The following is a 17,723-nucleotide window of genomic DNA, read 5'->3' on the forward strand; positions in this document are numbered from 1 at the left end:
ATTTAATTATTCGCGATGAAAGTGCTTCACATCATCACCGGTTTAAATAATGGCGGTGCGGAGGCTGTATTGGCTCGGCTTGCTATGGCTGAACAAGAAAAAGGTGGTCAGCACCACGTAATTTCATTGATGAATCGTGGGATTTATGGCGACCGGCTTGAGCAGGCCGGTGTCACCGTTTCCGCTTTGTATTTTCGTAGTGGTGTCGTGACCGCGGCCGGTTTGATGCAGTTGTTTAATTTGGTTAGAAAAATAAAACCTGATGTCGTGCAGACGTGGATGTATCACGCCGATTTGATTGGCGGCGTTATTGCTTGGTTGGCAGGTGTCCGAGCGATCGTTTGGGGCATTCGACATGCCAATCTCGATGCGGCACATAACAGCAGCGCCACGTTGCGAGTCGTCCGCTTGTGCGCGCGTTTGTCTGGGTGGGTCCCACGCAAGATCGTCAGTTGCTCTGCGGAGGCCACGCGTTTGCATCAAGCAGCAGGCTATCGGGTGGACAAGTTCGTGCAAATACCCAATGGCTACAACATGGAGCGCTTCAGGCCCGATCCTTGTAGCGGCACCGTTGTGCGCGCTCAACTGGGCGTCGCTGGTGATGCATTTGTGCTGGGTATGGTCGCGCGCTTCGATGCCCAGAAGAACCATCGGAATCTGGTGAGCGCGCTAGGTCAGCTCAAACGCCGCGGCGTGCAATTCACTTGTCTGCTTGTCGGCGTAGATATGGACGAAGCAAATGGCGTGCTGCGCGGGTGGGTCGAAGAAGCTGGCATTGCAGAAGACGTCAAACTGCTAGGGCCGCGTGACGATATCCCGGCAGTCATGAACGCGCTGGATGTGCATGTGCTCTCGAGTCTCGGAGAGGCGTTTCCCAATGTGCTGGCAGAGGCCATGGCCTGTGGTACGCCATGCGTGACGACCGATGTCGGGGACGCCGCAGTGATCGTGGCCGAACATGGGTGGGTCGTGGCGCCTAAAGATGCTGGAGCATTGGCTGACGGGCTGATGCAGGCCTATGGCAGATTCGTGAGCGATGAGGCGAAATGGAAGGATCTTCAAGCCGCATGTCGCTTGCACATCTTGAGCAACTTCGAGTTGGAGCAGATGTGCGAAAGATATCGACAGGCATGGCAGGCTTGCATCGACGCGTAGAACGACACTCTTGACCAGGTAAGCGATGTTGAACTGCATCGTTTTACTTTGCGGCGTATGGGTTCAGTCACTCGCATGTTCACTAATTAAAAATCTTGGTGTGGCGTCGCCACCTAGAGCAGATGGGAGACGTTGGAAATGTGCGGACTTGCAGGTTTTTTGGGCGGCCAGTGGCAAGGTGATTCAGCTCCTCAGCAGCTTAGAGCCATGACGGATGCGATTGCGAACCGAGGTCCTGATTCGGATGGGCAATGGCTCGACGCGGACGCCGCAATTGGCTTGGGGCACCGTCGCCTTGCCATCGTCGAGTTGTCCGGCGCCGGTGCGCAGCCCATGATTTCCACCACAGGGCGGTATGTACTTGCCTTCAATGGTGAGATCTACAACCACATGGATTTGCGCGAAGGGTTGGGCCGACACAGGCGGCCTGCTGATTGGCGCGGGCATTCGGACACCGAAACCTTGCTGGCCGGCTTCGACGCCTGGGGGATTCGTGCCACGGTGGAGCGGTCGGTTGGTATGTTCGCCTTTTCCGTTTGGGACAGGAAAACACGCACGCTCACGCTTGCGCGTGACCGCTTGGGTGAAAAGCCGATGTATTACGGCTGGCAGGGCAGCGGTCGCGCTGCGGTGTTCCTGTTCGGTTCCGAATTAAAGGCATTGCGGGCTCACCCGGCGTTCGGTGCGCAAATCAATCGCGACGCGTTGTGCCTTTTCATGCGGCACAACAGCGTGGGCGGCCACCATTCCATTTACGAGGGTGTTCACAAGCTGCTGCCAGGCAGCCTGTTGACTGTGTCGCAAGCGGCGACCGAGCCGGTTTTCCAGACTTACTGGTCGAGTGCCGAGGCGGCGCAGCGCGGTGTAGCCCAGCGATTCGAAGGGAGCGCGACAGAGGCTGTCGATGCATTGGAGATCCTGCTCAAAAAAGCTGTGCATGGACAAATGATGGCCGACGTGCCGCTCGGCGCGTTCCTTTCAGGCGGAGTTGATTCTTCTACTGTGGTTGCGCTGATGCAGTCGCAGTCGAGTCGTCCGGTCAAGACCTTCTCGATCGGTTTTCACGAGGCTGCCTATAACGAAGCCGACCATGCCAAAGCGGTGGCTCAACACTTGGGCACCGAGCACACCGAACTGTATGTCACGCCAGAACAGGCGTTGTCCGTCATTCCGAAGCTGCCCGGGCTTTATTGTGAGCCGTTTGCCGATTCATCGCAGATTCCCACGTTCCTTGTGAGCCAACTCGCGCGCCGGCACGTCACGGTCTCGCTTTCGGGCGATGCCGGAGATGAACTGTTTTGTGGTTACAACCGTTATGTGCTTACTGCGAGTTTGTGGAGGCGACTCTCTGCGGTGCCCATGCCGCTGCGGCGCACGGTGGCCCGAGGATTGACGAGCCTTTCACCGGAGCGCTTGAATCGCATTGCCGCCTACACGCCGCTCGCACGCCGGTGGGCCAACGTGGGCGACAAGTTGCACAAAGGAGCTGGCGTGATGACCGCCGGCTCGGCCGCCGAGTTGTACCGAGGCATGGTTTCTCATTGGCCTCATCCCGAGGGTTTGGTGCTTGGAGGCACCGAGCCGTCCACTGCGCTCAATACGCCGATCCCCGCGCTGTCGGGGCTGAGCGATGTCGAGCGCATGATGGCGCTCGACCTTCAGACCTATCTTCCAGATGACATCCTGACCAAGGTCGATCGTGCAGCCATGGGTGTGAGCTTGGAGACGCGCGTGCCTTTCCTGGATCATCGTGTCGTGGAGTTCGTGTGGCAACTTCCATTCGAATACAAGCGGCGCAATGAAAACGGTGCGAACACAAGCAAATGGGCTTTACGACAGGTCCTGTTTAGGCATGTGCCCAAGGCCCTGATCGAGCGTCCCAAGATGGGATTCGGTGTGCCCATCGACAGTTGGCTGCGCGGCCCGCTGCGGCCTTGGGCGGAGGATTTGCTCAGCGAGGCTCGCTTGAAGCGAGAGGGCTTTTTCAATCCGGGACCCATACGCAAGAAATGGGCTGAACATGTCAGCGGGCAGCGCAACTGGCAGCATCAACTTTGGTGCGTGCTGATGTTCCAGGCGTGGTTGGCAGAGCAACTGCCGGTGACACCATGAAGCGATTGATGTTCGTTGTTTTGGAAGACTGGTACTTCGCTCCTCATCGTCTTCAGTTGTCACTGCGCGCAAGGGCCACGGTATCGCGGGGCTGTCTTGTGTCGCATGACCATTCATCAATAGAGATGACTGTCAAATCGTGAAATTCCTTTTAATCGCCAGCTTAGCGGATTCGTTGCTTAATTTTCGCGGCCCGTTGATTGCGGCCTTGCAGGCGCGTGGCTTTTCCGTTCATGTGGCGGCGCCGGATATACCAATGGGCAGCACGATTCGTCTCCAATTGGAAACTCGGGGATTAAATGTGCACAGCATCCCATTGATGCGCACCGGCACGAGCCCGACAAAGGACTTGCAGACATTCTGGGCGTTGATCGGCTTGATTCGTCGCATTCGACCGCAGGTTGTTATGGGTTACACGATCAAGCCGGTTATCTACGGCTCGCTTTCTGCTTGGTTGGTAGGTGTGCCGAGGCGGTTTGCGCTGATCACGGGACTCGGGTATGCGTTTCAAGGCGGCGAGCAGCGCGGACGCTTGCAGCAACTCGTGCAACGCCTCTATCGGCTGGCGCTTGGAAGGGTGCACAAGGTTTTTTTCCAGAACCCGGATGACGAAGCGTTGTTCCGTGAGCGAGGCATCTTGGTCGCCGACACGCCATCATGCGTAGTGAACGGCTCAGGTGTCGATGTGGCCTGTTTCACGGTAGCTCCGCTGCCAACTGGACCTGTCCGCTTCTTGTTGATTGCTCGTTTGCTCGGTGACAAAGGTGTGCGGGAATATGCTCAGGCTGCACGCCGTATTCGCGATCGCCATCCAGAGGTGGAGTTCGCCGTGGTGGGCTGGATCGACTCCAATCCCGATGCCATTGCGAAGGAGGAGTTGGATGCCTGGATCGCTGAGGGCACACTGAATTATCTGGGCCGTTTGTCCGACGTGCGTCCAGCCATCGCGGACTGCAGCGTCTATGTGCTGCCTTCTTATCGAGAAGGTACACCCCGCACAGTCTTGGAGGCTATGGCAATGGGGCGGCCGGTCATCACCACCGACGCACCAGGTTGTCGCGAGACAGTGACCGATGGGGAGAGCGGTTTCTTGGTACCAATCAAATCGGTGGATGCCTTGGAGCGGGCCATGCTCAAGTTTATTGAGAACCCCAAGTTGGTTCTACGGATGGGGCAGCGCGCACGCGAGATTGCAGAAGAAAAATATGACGTTCACAAGGTTAACGCTGTGATGCTGCGTGAGATGGGAATTTCATGAAACGACTGATTGACGTCTCTCTGTCTCTGGTGGCCTTCGTCTTTTTTGGGCTTCCGCTGCTGCTTCTCGCGTGGCAGATTCGGCGCAAGCTCGGAAGCCCAGTGTTCTTCCGTCAAGCCCGCCCGGGCTTGCATGGTCGTCCGTTCCAGATGGTCAAGTTCCGCACCATGACAGCTGCGCGTGCATCAGATGGTCAGCTGCTTCCTGACGCCGAGCGGCTGACGGCATTCGGCCGCTTCTTGCGCGCCAGCAGTCTCGACGAGTTGCCCGAACTCTGGAACGTGCTCAAGGGCGACATGAGCCTTGTCGGCCCGCGTCCTTTGCTGATGGACTACCTGCCGCTGTACTCCGCCGAGCAATCCCGTCGCCATGAGGTGCGCCCGGGCATCACCGGATGGGCGCAGATCAACGGTCGCAACGCATTGAGCTGGGACGAGAAGTTCAAGCTCGACGTCTGGTACGTGGACAACCGATCGCTCTGGCTCGACATCAAGATCCTGTGGCTGACGGTGCGCAAGGTGCTGGTGCGTGATGGCATCAGTGCGGCGGGCGAGGCCACGATGCCGCGCTTTACCGGATCGCGAATGGAGCACGAGCAATGACGCTGCCGCTTTATGCCGTGTACGGTGCCAGTGGCTGCGGCCGCGGCGTGATGCCGTTGGCTCGTGCTCAGCTCGCACGCGAGGGAATTCCCGCAGCCCAATTGGTGTTTGTGGACGATCAGCCCGAAGCCGCTGAGGTCAATGGGCATCGCGTGCTGCGCTATGCGGAGTTCATGCGGGCCGATGCGAGCACAAGACACATCGTGATTGCCATTTCGAACAGCGCAGTGCGCCAGGTGCTGGCCGATCGCTGCGCGGCCGATGGTGTGCGGGCCTGGACGGTTCAGGCTGCCAATGCAGTGGTCATGGACGATGTCTCGCTAGGCGAGGGCGCTGCGCTCAGTCCGTTCGTCACGCTCACCTCCAACATCCGCATCGGCAGGCACTTTCACGCCAACCTGTATAGCTATGTCGAGCACGATTCCGTGATCGGCGACTTCGTCACCTTCGCGCCGGGCGCCAAGTGCAATGGCAATGTGCATATCGAAGACCACGCTTATATCGGCGCTGGTGCTGTCATCAAGCAAGGCAAGCCGGGCAAGCCTCTGGTGATCGGCCGTGGTGCCTTGGTCGGCATGGGCGCGGTGGTCACGCGAGACGTGCCGCCTGGCATTACCGTGGTTGGCAACCCCGCCAGACCATTCATCAAAAAAGGCTGAACTGTTGTGTTGAACACCCCCTTCTCCCCGTGGCCGAGCTTCACCACCGAAGAAGCCGATGCCGTGCAACGCGTGCTCCTGTCCAACAAGGTCAACTACTGGACAGGCCAGGAATGCCGCGAGTTCGAAAAGGAATTCGCCGCATGGGCGGGCACCGCGCATGCGCTCGCGCTGGCCAACGGCACACTTGCTTTGGACGTGATCCTCAAGGGCATGGGCATCGGGCCGGGTGACGAAGTCATCGTCACGCCGCGCACCTTCATCGCCAGCGTGTCTTGCGTCGCGAATGCCGGGGCGACGCCGGTGTTTGCGGATGTCGATACGGAAAGCGGCAACCTCTCGGCCGAGACCATTGCCAAGGTCGTCACCCCGCGCACCAAGGCCGTCATCTGCGTGCATCTGGCAGGCTGGCCGTGCGACATGGACCCGATCATGGCGCTCGCCGCCACGCACGGCTTCAAGGTCATCGAAGACTGCGCACAGGCGCATGGCGCGCGCTACAAGGGCCGCTCGGTCGGCGCCATCGGCCATGCGAGTGCCTGGTCTTTCTGCCAGGACAAGATCATGACCACGGGTGGCGAGGGCGGCATGGTCACCACCGACGACGAAGCGCTGTGGCGCGCCATGTGGGAATACAAGGACCACGGCAAGAGCTATGAAGCCGTGTACGAGCGCAAGCACGCGCCGGGCTTTCGCTGGCTGCACGAAAGCTTTGGCACCAACTGGCGCATGCTGGAGATGCAGGCCGTCATCGGCCGCATCCAGCTGCAGCGCATGGCCGAATGGACCGCCGCGCGCAACCGCCATGCGCAGGCGCTCTGCGATGCGGCGCGTCCGCATGCTGCGGTGCGGGTGCCGTCCTTCGCGGCTCACACGGCGGCTGGCAGCGTGCATGCCAACTACAAATGCTATGTGTATGTGCAGCCCGAGCGGCTCGCGCCCGGTTGGAGCCGCGACCGCATCGCCGATGCCGTGCAGGCCCACGGGGTACCCTGCTATCAAGGCTCCTGTTCCGAGGTGTATCTGGAGCGGGCTTTCGACGGCACGGGCTGGCGCCCCAATGAACCCTTGCCCGTTGCGCGCGCGCTCGGCGAAACAAGCCTGATGTTCCTCGTGCACCCGACGCTCACGCCGACTGAAATCGACAAAAGCTGCACGGTCATTGCACAGGTGCTGGCCGAGGCATCAGCGTGACCGCGCTCGGGCGGCTGATGGCGGGTACCGCGCTGTGGCGCGGTCTGCTGCTGGCCGCCATGCTGGCGATGTTGGTGCTCTGCCTGGCGCCCGCGTCGCCCGCATTGCCGAGCACGGGATGGGACAAGGGCAACCATGCATTGGGCTTCGTGGTGCTGGCGGTTCTGTCGCACCGGGCTTGGCCGGAGCGCGCGCTCATTACATTGCCAGGGCTGCTGGCTTACGCGGGGCTCATCGAGATCTTGCAATCCTTCACGCCCGACCGGTTTGCCGAATGGGGCGACATCGGGGCGAGCGGGGTCGGGTTGCTGATCGGCGAGGTGCTGGCGCGAGGGATTCGGCATTGGCTGCCCCAACGCTCGTGAACGAGCCTGTATGCGCGCCAAAGGGGTAGTTACTGTTGGCAACTAAAATGAAATTTGGAAGGGAGTTCTTATTGTGATGAACCGTTTTGCGCTATCGCCGCTCTCGGATGCCGCCGGTCTGATGCTCGGCCACGTGCGATGAAGTCGGTCCTGGTCATTTGCATCGGCAACATCTGCCGCAGTCCGATGGGGCAGGCGCTGATCGCCGCTGCGCTGCCGCACGTAGACGTCAAGTCGGCGGGCATCGGGGCATTGGTGGGCCACTCCGCCGATCCGTTGGCGCGTGAGCTCATGGCCGAGCGCGGGATCGATATCGAACACCACCGCGCGCGTCAGCTCACCAACCAGATGTGCCAGCAGGCCGACTTGATCCTGGTCATGGACGAAGAGCAGCGCTTGCATGTCAACAAGAACCACCCGCTCACACGCGGCAAGTTGTTTCGTCTCGGTGAAGTCGCGCGCGTGGACATCCCCGATCCCTATCGCCTGGGCCGCCCGGCCTTCGAGCGAGCCCTGAAACTCATCGACGACGGCGCGAGTGCGTGGGTCGAACGCATCAAGAAACTTTCATGACTGCTCTTGCTTCTTCTCCGGTGTCTCCGGCTCCGGTTGTTACGTCGCCGCGCGATGATGACGATGTCATTCACCTGTCCGAATACCTCGACATCCTGATTGATCGCAAATGGCTGGTGGCCGGCATTACTCTTGTTGCTGTTGTGTTGGGCGTTGCCTACGCGCTGCTGTCCACGCCGATCTATCAATCCAATCTGCTGGTCCAGGTCGAAGACTCCGCGCCGGATGCGAAGAACTTCCTCGGGGACACCGCCAACCTGTTCGACGTGAAGACACCAGCAACCGGTGAAATTCAGATCATTCGATCGCGCATGGTCATGGGGGGGGCGGTGGAGGCAACACGCCTGTACATCAACGCGCAACCGCGCCGCATTCCTCTGATTGGCGAGTGGCTCTCACGACGTGCCAAGACTCTGTCGGAACCCGGATTTTTCGGCATGGATGGCTACGTGTCAGGTACTGAGGCAATCGGCATCGACAAATTCGACGTGCCGCCTGCCCTCGAGGACCAACAGCCCTTCACGATCACCGCGGGGGCCGAGGGCCAGTACACGCTCACGCATCCTGATCTGTCAGCTCCGCTGACGGGAACCGTTGGCACGCTGCTGAGCCAGGGGACGCCCGACGGCACCATCACGCTGATGGTGTCGAAGCTCGATGGAAAGCCGGGGGCCGAATTCATCGTTTCCCGCGCCTCCCTGCTGGCGACCACCGAGGACTTGCAGAAGCGGGCACAACTCAGCGAGCAAGGCAAGCAATCGAACGTGATCAGCGTGACGCTCGAAGACAGCAACCGAGACCGTTTGCGGCGAATCCTCAACGAAATCGGTGCGCAGTATGTGCACCAAAACATCGAACGGAAGGCGGCCGAAGCTGAGAAGACCCTGGAGTTTCTGGACGACCAACTTCCCGAGTTCAAGAAGCAACTCGAAGCTTCCGAAGATGCCTATGCGAGCTTCCGCAACAAGAACGGCACGATTGCCTTCGACGAGGAGGCCAAAGCGATGCTCAACCAAACCGTGGAGTTGCAAAAGCAACTGCTCGAGGCGGATCAGTTGCGGCGCGATCTGCGTTCGCGCTTTACCGCGACAAATCCGAAGGTGGGCGTGATCGATGGCCAGATATCTGCGATCCGCCGGCAACTTGATCAAATTGACAGCCGTGTGAGTGCGATGCCGGTCGTTCAGCGCGACGCATTGCGATTGGAGCGCGACGTCCGTGTGAATGGCGAGCTCTACAAGTCGCTACTCAATAGCTCATTGCAGCTGCGTTTGGTTAAGGAGGGCAAGGTCGGCAACGTGCGCTTGCTCGATAAAGCGACCGAGCCAAAAAGGCCCGTGAAGCCACAGAAGCCGTTGATCGTCGCGTTGTCGCTGGTGCTGGGCCTGCTCGCTGGCATCGCCCTCGCCATCGTGCGCAGCAAGATGGCCAGCGGCATCAACAACCCGCAGGAAATCGAGGACCGCCTTGGCCTGAACGTTTACTCCGTCGTGCCCCTCGCCCTTGAGCAGGAGCGAATCGGGCAGCGCATTGCAGGCGGCGTAGGCGGCGTCCAGGTGCTGGCCGTCAACGAGCCAGAAAGTCTTGCCGTAGAAAGCTTGCGCAATCTACGCATCTCTCTGCAACTGACCTTGATGGAGACCGGCAACAACCGCGTGCTCATCACTGGTGCCACGCCAGGTGTGGGCAAGAGCTTCGTCTCAGGCAACTTCGCAGCCATCATGGCCGAGGCCGGCCGGCGCGTGTTGCTGATCGACGCCGACTTGCGCAAGGGCCATCTCCACACCGCATTCGGCTTGCCGCGCAAGGGCGGGTTGGCCGACATCCTCTCAGGTGACATGACGAGCGAGCAGGCAATTCACAGCCAGGTCACTCCCAACCTCGACGTTCTTACTACGGGCAACTACCCGTTCAATCCGGCAAGCATGATGCTGTCGTCGACGTTGAGGGAGTTTCTGGAAGCCATGTCGGCCCGCTACGACCTCGTGGTGATCGACAGTCCACCCGTGCTGGTGGCGGCCGATGCGGCGGCAGTTGCTGCACACGCGGGCGCGATCCTGTTGGTGGCACGCGACAACCTCACGCAGATTGGCGAACTCAACGAAAGCGTGAAGCGCCTGGCCCATGCAGGCCAGCGGGTCAGCGGCGTGGTCTTCAACGGCATGGATCTTTCGCGTCGGCACTACGGCAGTTATGGCTACAAGTACGGTGGCTACCGCTATACCGAATACAAATACAAGGACGCTGCGTGAGGCATCGGGCTTGGCCTGTAACCGATACGGGCAGTAGCGTAGGAATAGTCTGACGAAAGAAACACAAAAACACATTTCAGGGTAACTTGATACCCTGAATGAGGGAGGCAATCAGACGGTCGTCGTGGAAAATTGTTATCCGCCAAAAACAATTATTCACTCAGGTGAGAACTCTGCTCAACCGTCTTGCGGCACCCTTGCTTGCGATGCCTCGGCCTGCCAAACGCCTGCTGGCCTTGGCTGTCGATGCCACGCTATGCGTGCTGTGCGTCTGGGTGGCGTTCAGTCTTCGTTACGAGCAGTGGATAACCTTGCGCGGAATCCAATGGGTGGCCGTCGTCGTGGCGATCGCGGGTGCGCTTCCGCTCTTCGTCGCTTCCGGGCTATACCGCGCCATCTTCAGATACGCAGGGCCTGCCGCATTCATGGCTGTCGTGCGAGCCTGCGCCTTGTTTGGCGTTGGCTACGGGCTCCTGTTTTCTGTGATCGGTGTGAGTGGTGTGCCGCGCACTGTGGGCTTCCTGATGCCCTTGCTGCTGTTTCTGGCGGTTGCCTGTTCCCGCATGTTCGCGCGCTACTGGCTGGGTGGCATGTACATGAGCGCGATCGATCGCAAGGCGCTGCCGCAAGTTGTGATCTATGGCGCTGGCGGTGCAGGGCTTCAATTGGCAGCCGCATTGACCCAAAGCCGCGAGATGATGGTTCGATGCTTCGTCGACGACGACGAGCGCCTCCAGGGCAACACGCTCCATGGCCTGCGCATCGAATCGCCGGATTGGCTCAAGGACAACGCCGCAAGATTGGGTATTACCGATGTCTTGTTGGCAATGCCTTCAGCAAGCCGTGCGCGCCGAGCCGAGATCCTGAACCAGTTGTTGCCCTTGTATTTGCACGTGCGGACGCTGCCGGCTTTGGCCGATTTGGCCAACGGAAGAGTGCAGATTCACGATCTGCTCGAGGTCGACATCGAGGACCTTTTGGGACGCGATCCTGTCGCGCCAATGGGCGATTTGCTGCACAGGAACATCCGTCATCAAGTCGTGCTGGTCACCGGGGCTGGTGGGTCCATTGGCAGTGAGTTGTGCCGGCAGATCGTGCAGCTTTCGCCGAAGACGCTGCTGCTGGTGGACATGAATGAATACGCGCTCTACGGGATCCATCAGGAGCTCGAAGCGTTGGCGCCTCACATTCACGTGGTTCCGCTGCTGGCTTCGGTGTGCGACGCGGCGCGCTTGCGCGAGGTGATGCGCGCGTGGCACCCCGATACGGTCTATCACGCGGCGGCCTACAAGCATGTGCCGTTGGTCGAGCACAACCCCGTTGAAGGCGTGCGCAACAACGCAATGGGCACGCTCACGGCTGCTCAGGTCGCCATGGAGTGCAAGGTTCGACGTTTCGTGCTGATCAGCACCGACAAGGCAGTGCGGCCGACCAACATCATGGGTGCCAGCAAGCGATTGGCCGAAATGACGTTGCAGGGACTCGCGCAACAAAAATCCAGCACCTGCTTCTCGATGGTTCGTTTCGGTAACGTGCTGGGCTCCAGTGGCTCGGTGGTTCCGCTGTTCCGCCGGCAGATCGAAGCGGGCGGGCCCATCACGCTCACGCACGCGGATATCACCCGTTACTTCATGACCATCCCCGAGGCCGCGCAACTGGTGATCCAGGCGAGCGCGATGGCCGAAGGCGGCGACGTGTTCGTGCTCGACATGGGAGAACCCGTGCGCATCATCGATCTGGCGCGCCGGCTGGTGGAACTGTCGGGGCGAACGGTGCGGGACGACGCTTCGCCCGACGGCGATATCGAGCTTCACGTCACTGGCCTGCGGCCGGGCGAAAAGCTGTACGAGGAACTGCTGATCGGTGACAACGCCTTGCCGACCGCGCATCCGCGTGTGATGAAGGCGCATGAGGCCTGCCTGCCTCAGGAAGAGCTTTGGCGTCAACTTGAGGTGTTGAACGCAGCGCTTCGTAACAGTGATGTCCCGGCACTAAAGCGCACGCTGCAGCAGATGCTGCCCGGCTACCGCGCTCATGCGGAAGTGGTCGACTGGGTGCACATGGAGCGGCATCGCGTAGCAATGACCGTGGTGGATCGCGACGATGAAAGCGCCAACTCCGATTTGACACAGCCAGTGGCTATCGCGCTCTGAGTTTTAAGCAGAATCGGGCGATGCAATGGTGTGAATTCTTGAAGACGCTCGTGCTCGTCCCAATGAGCGCAGGCGCACTTCCGGTTTGTGCCCGTTATCGATCAGCGTGACGCTTGAGGCCTTTGAGGCTGGTGCGGCCCAGTCTAGTAGCGCGCCCAGCCTGCGAAAGTGCTGGAGGTGTCCTAAAAGTGCAATGGAGCAGAAGCTCTTCAGTCACCGTGTGGAAAACACAGTGAAACTTTCACCTAGTTTGCTATCGCCGGCATGGGCGCCTCGAGGATTAGTGCTGGTGCCGGATCTGAAGGCATAAACTTTGTCCTGAAAAAGCACTGGATACAAGAGGGCTCGATCATCAATGACAGCCACGTGGCCTGTTTCTGTATCAACGCGAATGCTCTTTCCGTACATGGCGGCGTTCTCAGGCGTGGACTGGTCTGCGCAGGCACCTATTAGGTGTTTGCCAACACGGACATGAGTGGTCATGTTGGGGTACTCCGCTACCTTAACAGGCGAGTCGCGTGATATATCAATCGCCACCGTTTTCGAGCGCATTGTTGAGTACCCGCCCGCGATCAGTATGCCGTTGTTGACGGCGCCGTACCGGGGCAGTACGAGGCCACCAAATGTAAGTTTTTCTCTATCCAATACAGAGCCGTCGGCGAGTATTTCGAGTCGAACGAGATTGCTTGTGTTAGCGTGGACCAGAAGATAGTAAGTATCTTCCCAAGAGATGATGGATGAATTGCCGGTCGATCCGGCTTTGAATCTTCGCGGACCGGATGGGACGCCGTTCATAAGCTCGTAGCACTCGACAGTCCCGTCACCCCAGTTGCATGCGTAGAGGCGGTCGTTGATGACTTGGCAACTTTGTACAAAGCCTTTGGAGTTTCGCCTGTGAACTTGCTTTAGCTCAGGGCGTCCGGCAGTAAGGCGATAGGTCAGGAGTGACGGGCGTCCGCTCTGGGTGCAAAAAACATGAAGGTGGCCGTCGTGAGCGGTCATGGCCCTCGCGTCTGCGCCTATGCCGATGTCGAGCCGCGCTGCCTCGCGGAGGCTTCCATCACGTCCCAACCGCAGCACTGTGATGAAGGAACTATCGGTGAGGCTGTATGAACCCTTGAAGAGCAGGTACAGCGTGTTGTTGTAGATCTCGATGTGCTCACAATCTGTCGCGATTTGCCCGATCGGGTACGAAGGGGTGATTGTGGCGAGCTCGCGAAGCCCATCGAACGTCGATGGAGATGCGGAAGCGCAGAGAGCTTTGCCGAAGAGGGGCAGTGCAGCAGCGGAGATCACTGTCCTCCTAGTGGAATTGGCAAAGTATGTTTTCGGAGGCATCAAAGACTTCCTTGCTAGATGGTTGCTGCTCTTCGGAGCTGTTAGCCTTATGGTGGGCACATGGATATTTTGAGCGGTCCGCGACTTTCTCCTTCGGCATAACGGTTAAGAACCCAATGGGGTAATGCCAGGTGCCACCATGGTCAATGCTTCGCCATGTGACTATACGGCGGGCCCAATGATCATTAGATAGGCGATCGTTCAGAGCATGCGGATGCCATCTAACGCTTCCATGTCTATGTCCGAAGCGGCGATGCGTGGGGAGAATAGCGCGGCCTAATCCACCAGGCCAGCTCAGGCGCATGGGCTCGCTGCTATCTAACGCGCGTTCTCGAAATTGAGAATGTTGTCCCCAGCCTTCGGCTGTTTGTTCTCCGGCGCCGCGAAGCTGAAAGCCTTCGGGTCCCGTACCGACGTCATTTCGTAGAGCGGGTTGATCCGCCCCAGCTTCGCACCGCCGTCGCGCGTCAGCGGCGACCATGCAAAGCCCGCAGAGTACTTGCTGGACTTCGGCAGGAACGCATCGAACGGCACGGAGATGTAGATCCCCTTGTCGAAACTGCCTTCGCCGAATTGCGCCGCCGACACATTGGTCTTGGTCGCGTACACGCCAACCATCACGCCATTGTCGAAACGACGGCTGATGTCGAGCGTGACCCCGCGATCGCCGGCCAGGTATTGGCCGACGCTGATTCTTGTCATCACGCCGTTCCAGCCCGTGTCCCAGTACAGCGTGGCGTGCCCGGTGTTGACCTTGTAGTCGCGCAGACCGAAGTCTTGCTTGAAGTCGCGTTGGCGCACGTGGTTGATGTCGATGCCCAGGGCGAACTTGCTGCGCCATGGGCGGTACAGCCATTCGGCACCCACGCCGGCGAACATCGATTCAAGGGCACCGCCGTAAACGCTGTAGTACTGGTCTTCGCTCAGCCGGCCCACGTGGGTCAGCTGGAACACCGGCATCGTCACTCGCGTGGAAGTGACGTATTCGCGCTGGAAGGTGCGCACGCGCGGAAGATTGCTGGGCGCGGTGTAGGTGAACTTGTCGAAGTTGTCCAGCAAGCGCCAGTTCAACGCGGCGTTCACCCATGTGCTCGGGGTAAAGCGGTATTCCGCTGTGGCCTGAATGCCGATCTGGTAGAGCATGAAGGCATCGGGGCCGCCAAGAATCTGCGAGAAGTAGGGCGTTATGCCATAGGTGAACTTCTCGGTACGGCGCTCCCATGGCGCCAATGCCGCCGTGTACTGCTGGGCAGAAGCGGTGGCCGCGTTGTCGCTGGCGGTCTTTTCCGGTGGCAGGAACAACCGGTCTTCGCTGGCGTCCTGATGTGGCGCGTAGTCGCGCTGGCTGGCCGCGCGCGCCTCGGCGGGCGACTGCGCCTGGTAGTGCTCGGCGACCCATTCACCCCGGTCGACGACCTGCGCATGCATCGCGAGGCCGCGTTCGTTGTAGTGCAGGATGAAGCTCTTGATCGACGCGGGCGAATCGCGATGCAGCACCGCAATGATCTGCTCCACCCGCGCCTGGCGGTAGACGGTGTTGCTCTCGGTGATCCACACATGCACGCCGCTGCCTTGCGGCGCGATGCGCTGGACTGTCCATTCGGTGCGGGCTTCGATTTCGGCCGCTGTCGATGCCCAGCCCGGCGGGTTCTGCGGCGCCTGGGGCGTGAAGCGGGGTTGGGGCGGATCGACCGGCTTGGAGGCTCGCAGCGACGCGACGTTGGTGGACAGCGTCAGGCCGACCATCAGCTTGTTGCCGCGCTCCACGCCGGCGGAGAAAGCAACGCCGGGGGAGTAGCGATACTCGAAGCCGACATTGAAGGGTGTGCGCTGCTTCTGGTTATTGGCGAACGGTTCGTTCTTGTAGTTGTTGCCTTCGTATTCGAGCTTGACTGTCAGTGGCTCCCACGGCGTGCGCCATTCCACGCCGCCGAACAGGGCCGCGGGGCCGCGGAAGAAGGCGCCGAAATTGGTTTCGCCCCCTTGCGCCGAACTCACCCTGCGTCTGTCGAAGCGGCTGCTCAGGAGCGTCAGCGGATTGCGGATGTTGCCGCTGTTGCCGAGATATCCCCAGCCGATGCCGAGACTGAAGTCGAAATTGCCGTATCGCTTGTTCGCGACCAGGTATTCGGCGGAAAACAACCCGGTGCCGCCGATGTCTCGAAAACCAAGCGCGAGTTCGGGCACATAGGCGGATTCGCGCATGAGCCTCAACTTGAGGTCGATGCTCTTGTCCTTGGTGCTCTGGCCGGTGGTGCTCGCGGCGTAGGGCACATTGCTGATCGATGTGTATCGAAAGCCGCCTTCCATCCAGTCCAGCGGCTGGAACATCACGTTCAGCCGGGTGTACGGCGAAACATGGGTCATCGATGTTCGAAAGTCGCCGGCCTGGCCCATGCGTGCGGTGGGCGTCTGGAGCAGGCCGGTTTCACCCCAGTCGTTGCTGCTGGTGCGAATGGCGTTGTACTGCGGCGCCACTTCGGGGCGCACGGAGACGGTGGTCGACGGCGTGATCGTTGGCGGGGGAGCGGAGGGTTGCTGCGCTCCCGATTGCGCGGAAATGCCCGCTGCAACGTCGCCTTGAGGAGAGGGGCCTTGCGTGGCAAGAAACTTGATGATCCCCTCGGAAGCGGCGACCAGGTCGGTCATCTCGCGGGGAGCCGCCCAGATCCACGCGCCGGGTGCCGGTTCGTCCGAAGGCTCGCTGTTCCAGGGGGCCACGCCCACACGAGCGGTCCGGCCATCCGGCTGTGCGACCCAGGCCCAGTCGTGGGCGCCTCGAGGCTCGCAGGCTGCGACGTAGTCCCAAGCGGTTCGGCCGGCTTCATGCGCCACATGGCAAAGCTCTCCGCTCGGGCGGACCACCGCGATGGTCTTCAGGTTCGGCGGCGCGGCAACCAGCTGCTGGCCAGCCGCCAGCACCGGGTCTTCTTCGGGATGCGCCTGCAGCCAGCGAGGGTCCACGATGCCCAGCGCCACCCTGCCTGTGACGGGCAAGGCCTGGAGCCAGGAAATCAGGCTCAGGCGATCGGCTTGTTCCGAGCGTGGTGTGCGCCGGTTGATCGACTCGATGCGAACCAGCAAGGTGTTCTTGAGAAACTGCTGCGCCAGTCGTTCCTGGGGCACGCGCCATGCGAGGCCGGGAGAGGCGGCATCGGCGGGCTGGCGCAACAGCCAGGTGCTCAGGCGCTCGCCTGGGCGCACATCGACATCATTCGTCGCCTCGATCTTCGTGGCCGTGTCGAGTGGTTGTGCCCAGACGCTGAAACTTGCCGCCAGCGCGCACGCGATGGCCGCTCGACGAGGCCAATGCCGTTTGCCAATACCGCGAATCCAGGGATTCATGTGCCGGAACTTGCCGATCTACCGGCTGCCGGTGCGAGGGGCGTCCATTGTTCGAAGCTCATGCAGAAGTCGCTGGTGAGGCACTGCTCTGAATACACGACCTGCGGTGTTCCGGAGGCGGTCGATATGCCGAAGCGAGCCGCGGGCAGCGAGGCTGCGGATGGGCGCGACACGCTGCGCTCTTCGTACCAACGCAAGGAGGTGGGGTTCACGCCCGCGAGGGCGGTGTTTTGCGGTGGTGAGATGGGGGTTCGAACGATTTCGTCGCGAATGCCGAAGCGATAGCCTGGCATGAGATCACGCAGGCGCGTGTAGCTTTGACCCGAACCGCTTGAGGCGCTGGTTGTATCGGGAGCTGGCCACACAGGCATGCCAGTGAATCGAACGTTTCGCCAGTCGGTGCTGAGCCCGGTGGTGCCCACGAGTTGACCGTTCAGAAGCCTGACAACTTCACCGCTACCGCTGTACCAGACTTCGACAGGACCTTCGGCGCGCTGATCGATGTAGCCAAGCACCATGAAAATGGTGCGTTCGCCCACTTGTGTCCGCAGATAGCGGTACGCGGGATTGAAGTCCGGTTGTGCTGATGAGGACTCGCCTTTGTACAAAAGCCGAGCGGCATCCAGCATGGCTGAAGACCCGGAGGAACAACCGCCAACGCCCAAATAAAACGTTGCCCAAAGGCAACGTTTTAAAAGTCGCGTGGCGAAACCAACG

The 17,723-nt window shown here is 60.3% G+C and carries 13 protein-coding genes; 10 read left to right on the forward strand and 3 right to left on the reverse strand.

From position 1 onward, the window contains the following. Nucleotides 1-15: 15 nt before the first annotated feature. From J2W23_RS10205 to J2W23_RS10250, 10 genes are all read left to right on the forward strand, one after another. Nucleotides 16-1,155 (forward strand): glycosyltransferase family 4 protein, encoded by a 1,140-nt coding sequence (locus tag J2W23_RS10205; protein ID WP_307648621.1) that lies wholly within the window; start codon nt 16-18, stop codon nt 1,153-1,155. Between the two features lie 138 nt (nt 1,156-1,293). Further along, a complete protein-coding gene (asnB, locus tag J2W23_RS10210; protein WP_307648622.1) occupies nt 1,294-3,267 on the forward strand; it encodes an asparagine synthase (glutamine-hydrolyzing) in 1,974 nt (657 codons plus the stop codon). A gap of 139 nt (nt 3,268-3,406) precedes the next feature. Continuing rightward, entirely contained in the window at nt 3,407-4,525 is a 1,119-nt protein-coding gene (locus J2W23_RS10215) for a glycosyltransferase family 4 protein (protein ID WP_307648623.1), read from the forward strand. After that, nucleotides 4,522-5,127, forward strand: a complete 606-nt coding sequence (locus J2W23_RS10220; protein WP_307648624.1) for a sugar transferase — start codon at nt 4,522-4,524, stop codon at nt 5,125-5,127. The genes J2W23_RS10215 and J2W23_RS10220 overlap by 4 nt, the downstream gene beginning before the upstream one ends. Further along, the gene (locus J2W23_RS10225) at nt 5,124-5,786 is read left to right on the forward strand and encodes an acetyltransferase (RefSeq protein WP_307648625.1); all 663 of its coding nucleotides are present in this window, start codon (nt 5,124-5,126) and stop codon (nt 5,784-5,786) included. Before J2W23_RS10220 ends, J2W23_RS10225 begins: the two co-directional genes overlap by 4 nt. 6 nt (nt 5,787-5,792) lie before the next feature. Continuing rightward, on the forward strand, nt 5,793-6,980 hold the full coding sequence (locus J2W23_RS10230) for a DegT/DnrJ/EryC1/StrS family aminotransferase (protein WP_307648626.1): 1,188 nt from the start codon (nt 5,793-5,795) through the stop codon (nt 6,978-6,980). After that, on the forward strand, nt 6,977-7,345 hold the full coding sequence (locus J2W23_RS10235; protein WP_307648627.1) for a VanZ family protein: 369 nt from the start codon (nt 6,977-6,979) through the stop codon (nt 7,343-7,345). Before J2W23_RS10230 ends, J2W23_RS10235 begins: the two co-directional genes overlap by 4 nt. 138 nt (nt 7,346-7,483) lie before the next feature. Beyond that, nucleotides 7,484-7,918 (forward strand): low molecular weight protein-tyrosine-phosphatase, encoded by a 435-nt coding sequence (locus J2W23_RS10240; protein ID WP_307648628.1) that lies wholly within the window; start codon nt 7,484-7,486, stop codon nt 7,916-7,918. Next, nucleotides 7,915-10,170, forward strand: a complete 2,256-nt coding sequence (locus J2W23_RS10245) for a polysaccharide biosynthesis tyrosine autokinase (RefSeq protein WP_307648629.1) — start codon at nt 7,915-7,917, stop codon at nt 10,168-10,170. The genes J2W23_RS10240 and J2W23_RS10245 overlap by 4 nt, the downstream gene beginning before the upstream one ends. 206 nt (nt 10,171-10,376) lie before the next feature. After that, the gene (locus tag J2W23_RS10250) at nt 10,377-12,323 is read left to right on the forward strand and encodes a polysaccharide biosynthesis protein (protein WP_307648871.1); all 1,947 of its coding nucleotides are present in this window, start codon (nt 10,377-10,379) and stop codon (nt 12,321-12,323) included. 213 nt (nt 12,324-12,536) lie between these two features. Here J2W23_RS10250 and J2W23_RS10255 read toward each other — a convergent pair whose 3' ends face one another. The 3 genes from J2W23_RS10255 to J2W23_RS10265 form a co-directional block, all read right to left on the reverse strand. Then, nucleotides 12,537-13,661 carry a hypothetical protein gene (locus J2W23_RS10255; RefSeq protein WP_307648630.1) on the reverse strand — a complete coding sequence of 375 codons (1,125 nt, stop codon included), beginning with the start codon at nt 13,659-13,661 and terminating at the stop codon, nt 12,537-12,539. A 318-nt stretch (nt 13,662-13,979) separates the two neighbouring features. Then, complete coding sequence (locus J2W23_RS10260; protein WP_307648631.1) at nt 13,980-17,006, reverse strand: YjbH domain-containing protein; 3,027 nt, start codon at nt 17,004-17,006, stop codon at nt 13,980-13,982. Continuing rightward, nucleotides 17,003-17,635, reverse strand: a complete 633-nt coding sequence (locus J2W23_RS10265; RefSeq protein WP_307648632.1) for a YjbF family lipoprotein — start codon at nt 17,633-17,635, stop codon at nt 17,003-17,005. The genes J2W23_RS10260 and J2W23_RS10265 overlap by 4 nt, the downstream gene beginning before the upstream one ends. Nucleotides 17,636-17,723 lie beyond the last annotated feature (88 nt).

It is taken from the genome of Variovorax boronicumulans (assembly GCF_030812215.1).
Classification (GTDB): Bacteria; Pseudomonadota; Gammaproteobacteria; order Burkholderiales; family Burkholderiaceae_C; genus Variovorax; species Variovorax boronicumulans_C.

Coding starts and splice junctions, on each gene's coding strand:
- J2W23_RS10245 (WP_307648629.1), top strand. CDS start 7,915: ATGACTGCTCTTGCTTCTTCTCCGGTGTCTCCGGCTCCGGTTGTTACG.
- asnB (WP_307648622.1), top strand. CDS start 1,294: ATGTGCGGACTTGCAGGTTTTTTGGGCGGCCAGTGGCAAGGTGATTCA.
- J2W23_RS10250 (WP_307648871.1), top strand. CDS start 10,377: ATGCCTCGGCCTGCCAAACGCCTGCTGGCCTTGGCTGTCGATGCCACG.
- J2W23_RS10225 (WP_307648625.1), top strand. CDS start 5,124: ATGACGCTGCCGCTTTATGCCGTGTACGGTGCCAGTGGCTGCGGCCGC.
- J2W23_RS10260 (WP_307648631.1), bottom strand. CDS start 17,006: ATGAATCCCTGGATTCGCGGTATTGGCAAACGGCATTGGCCTCGTCGA.
- J2W23_RS10255 (WP_307648630.1), bottom strand. CDS start 13,661: ATGCCTCCGAAAACATACTTTGCCAATTCCACTAGGAGGACAGTGATC.
- J2W23_RS10220 (WP_307648624.1), top strand. CDS start 4,522: ATGAAACGACTGATTGACGTCTCTCTGTCTCTGGTGGCCTTCGTCTTT.
- J2W23_RS10265 (WP_307648632.1), bottom strand. CDS start 17,635: ATGCTGGATGCCGCTCGGCTTTTGTACAAAGGCGAGTCCTCATCAGCA.
- J2W23_RS10205 (WP_307648621.1), top strand. CDS start 16: ATGAAAGTGCTTCACATCATCACCGGTTTAAATAATGGCGGTGCGGAG.
- J2W23_RS10240 (WP_307648628.1), top strand. CDS start 7,484: ATGAAGTCGGTCCTGGTCATTTGCATCGGCAACATCTGCCGCAGTCCG.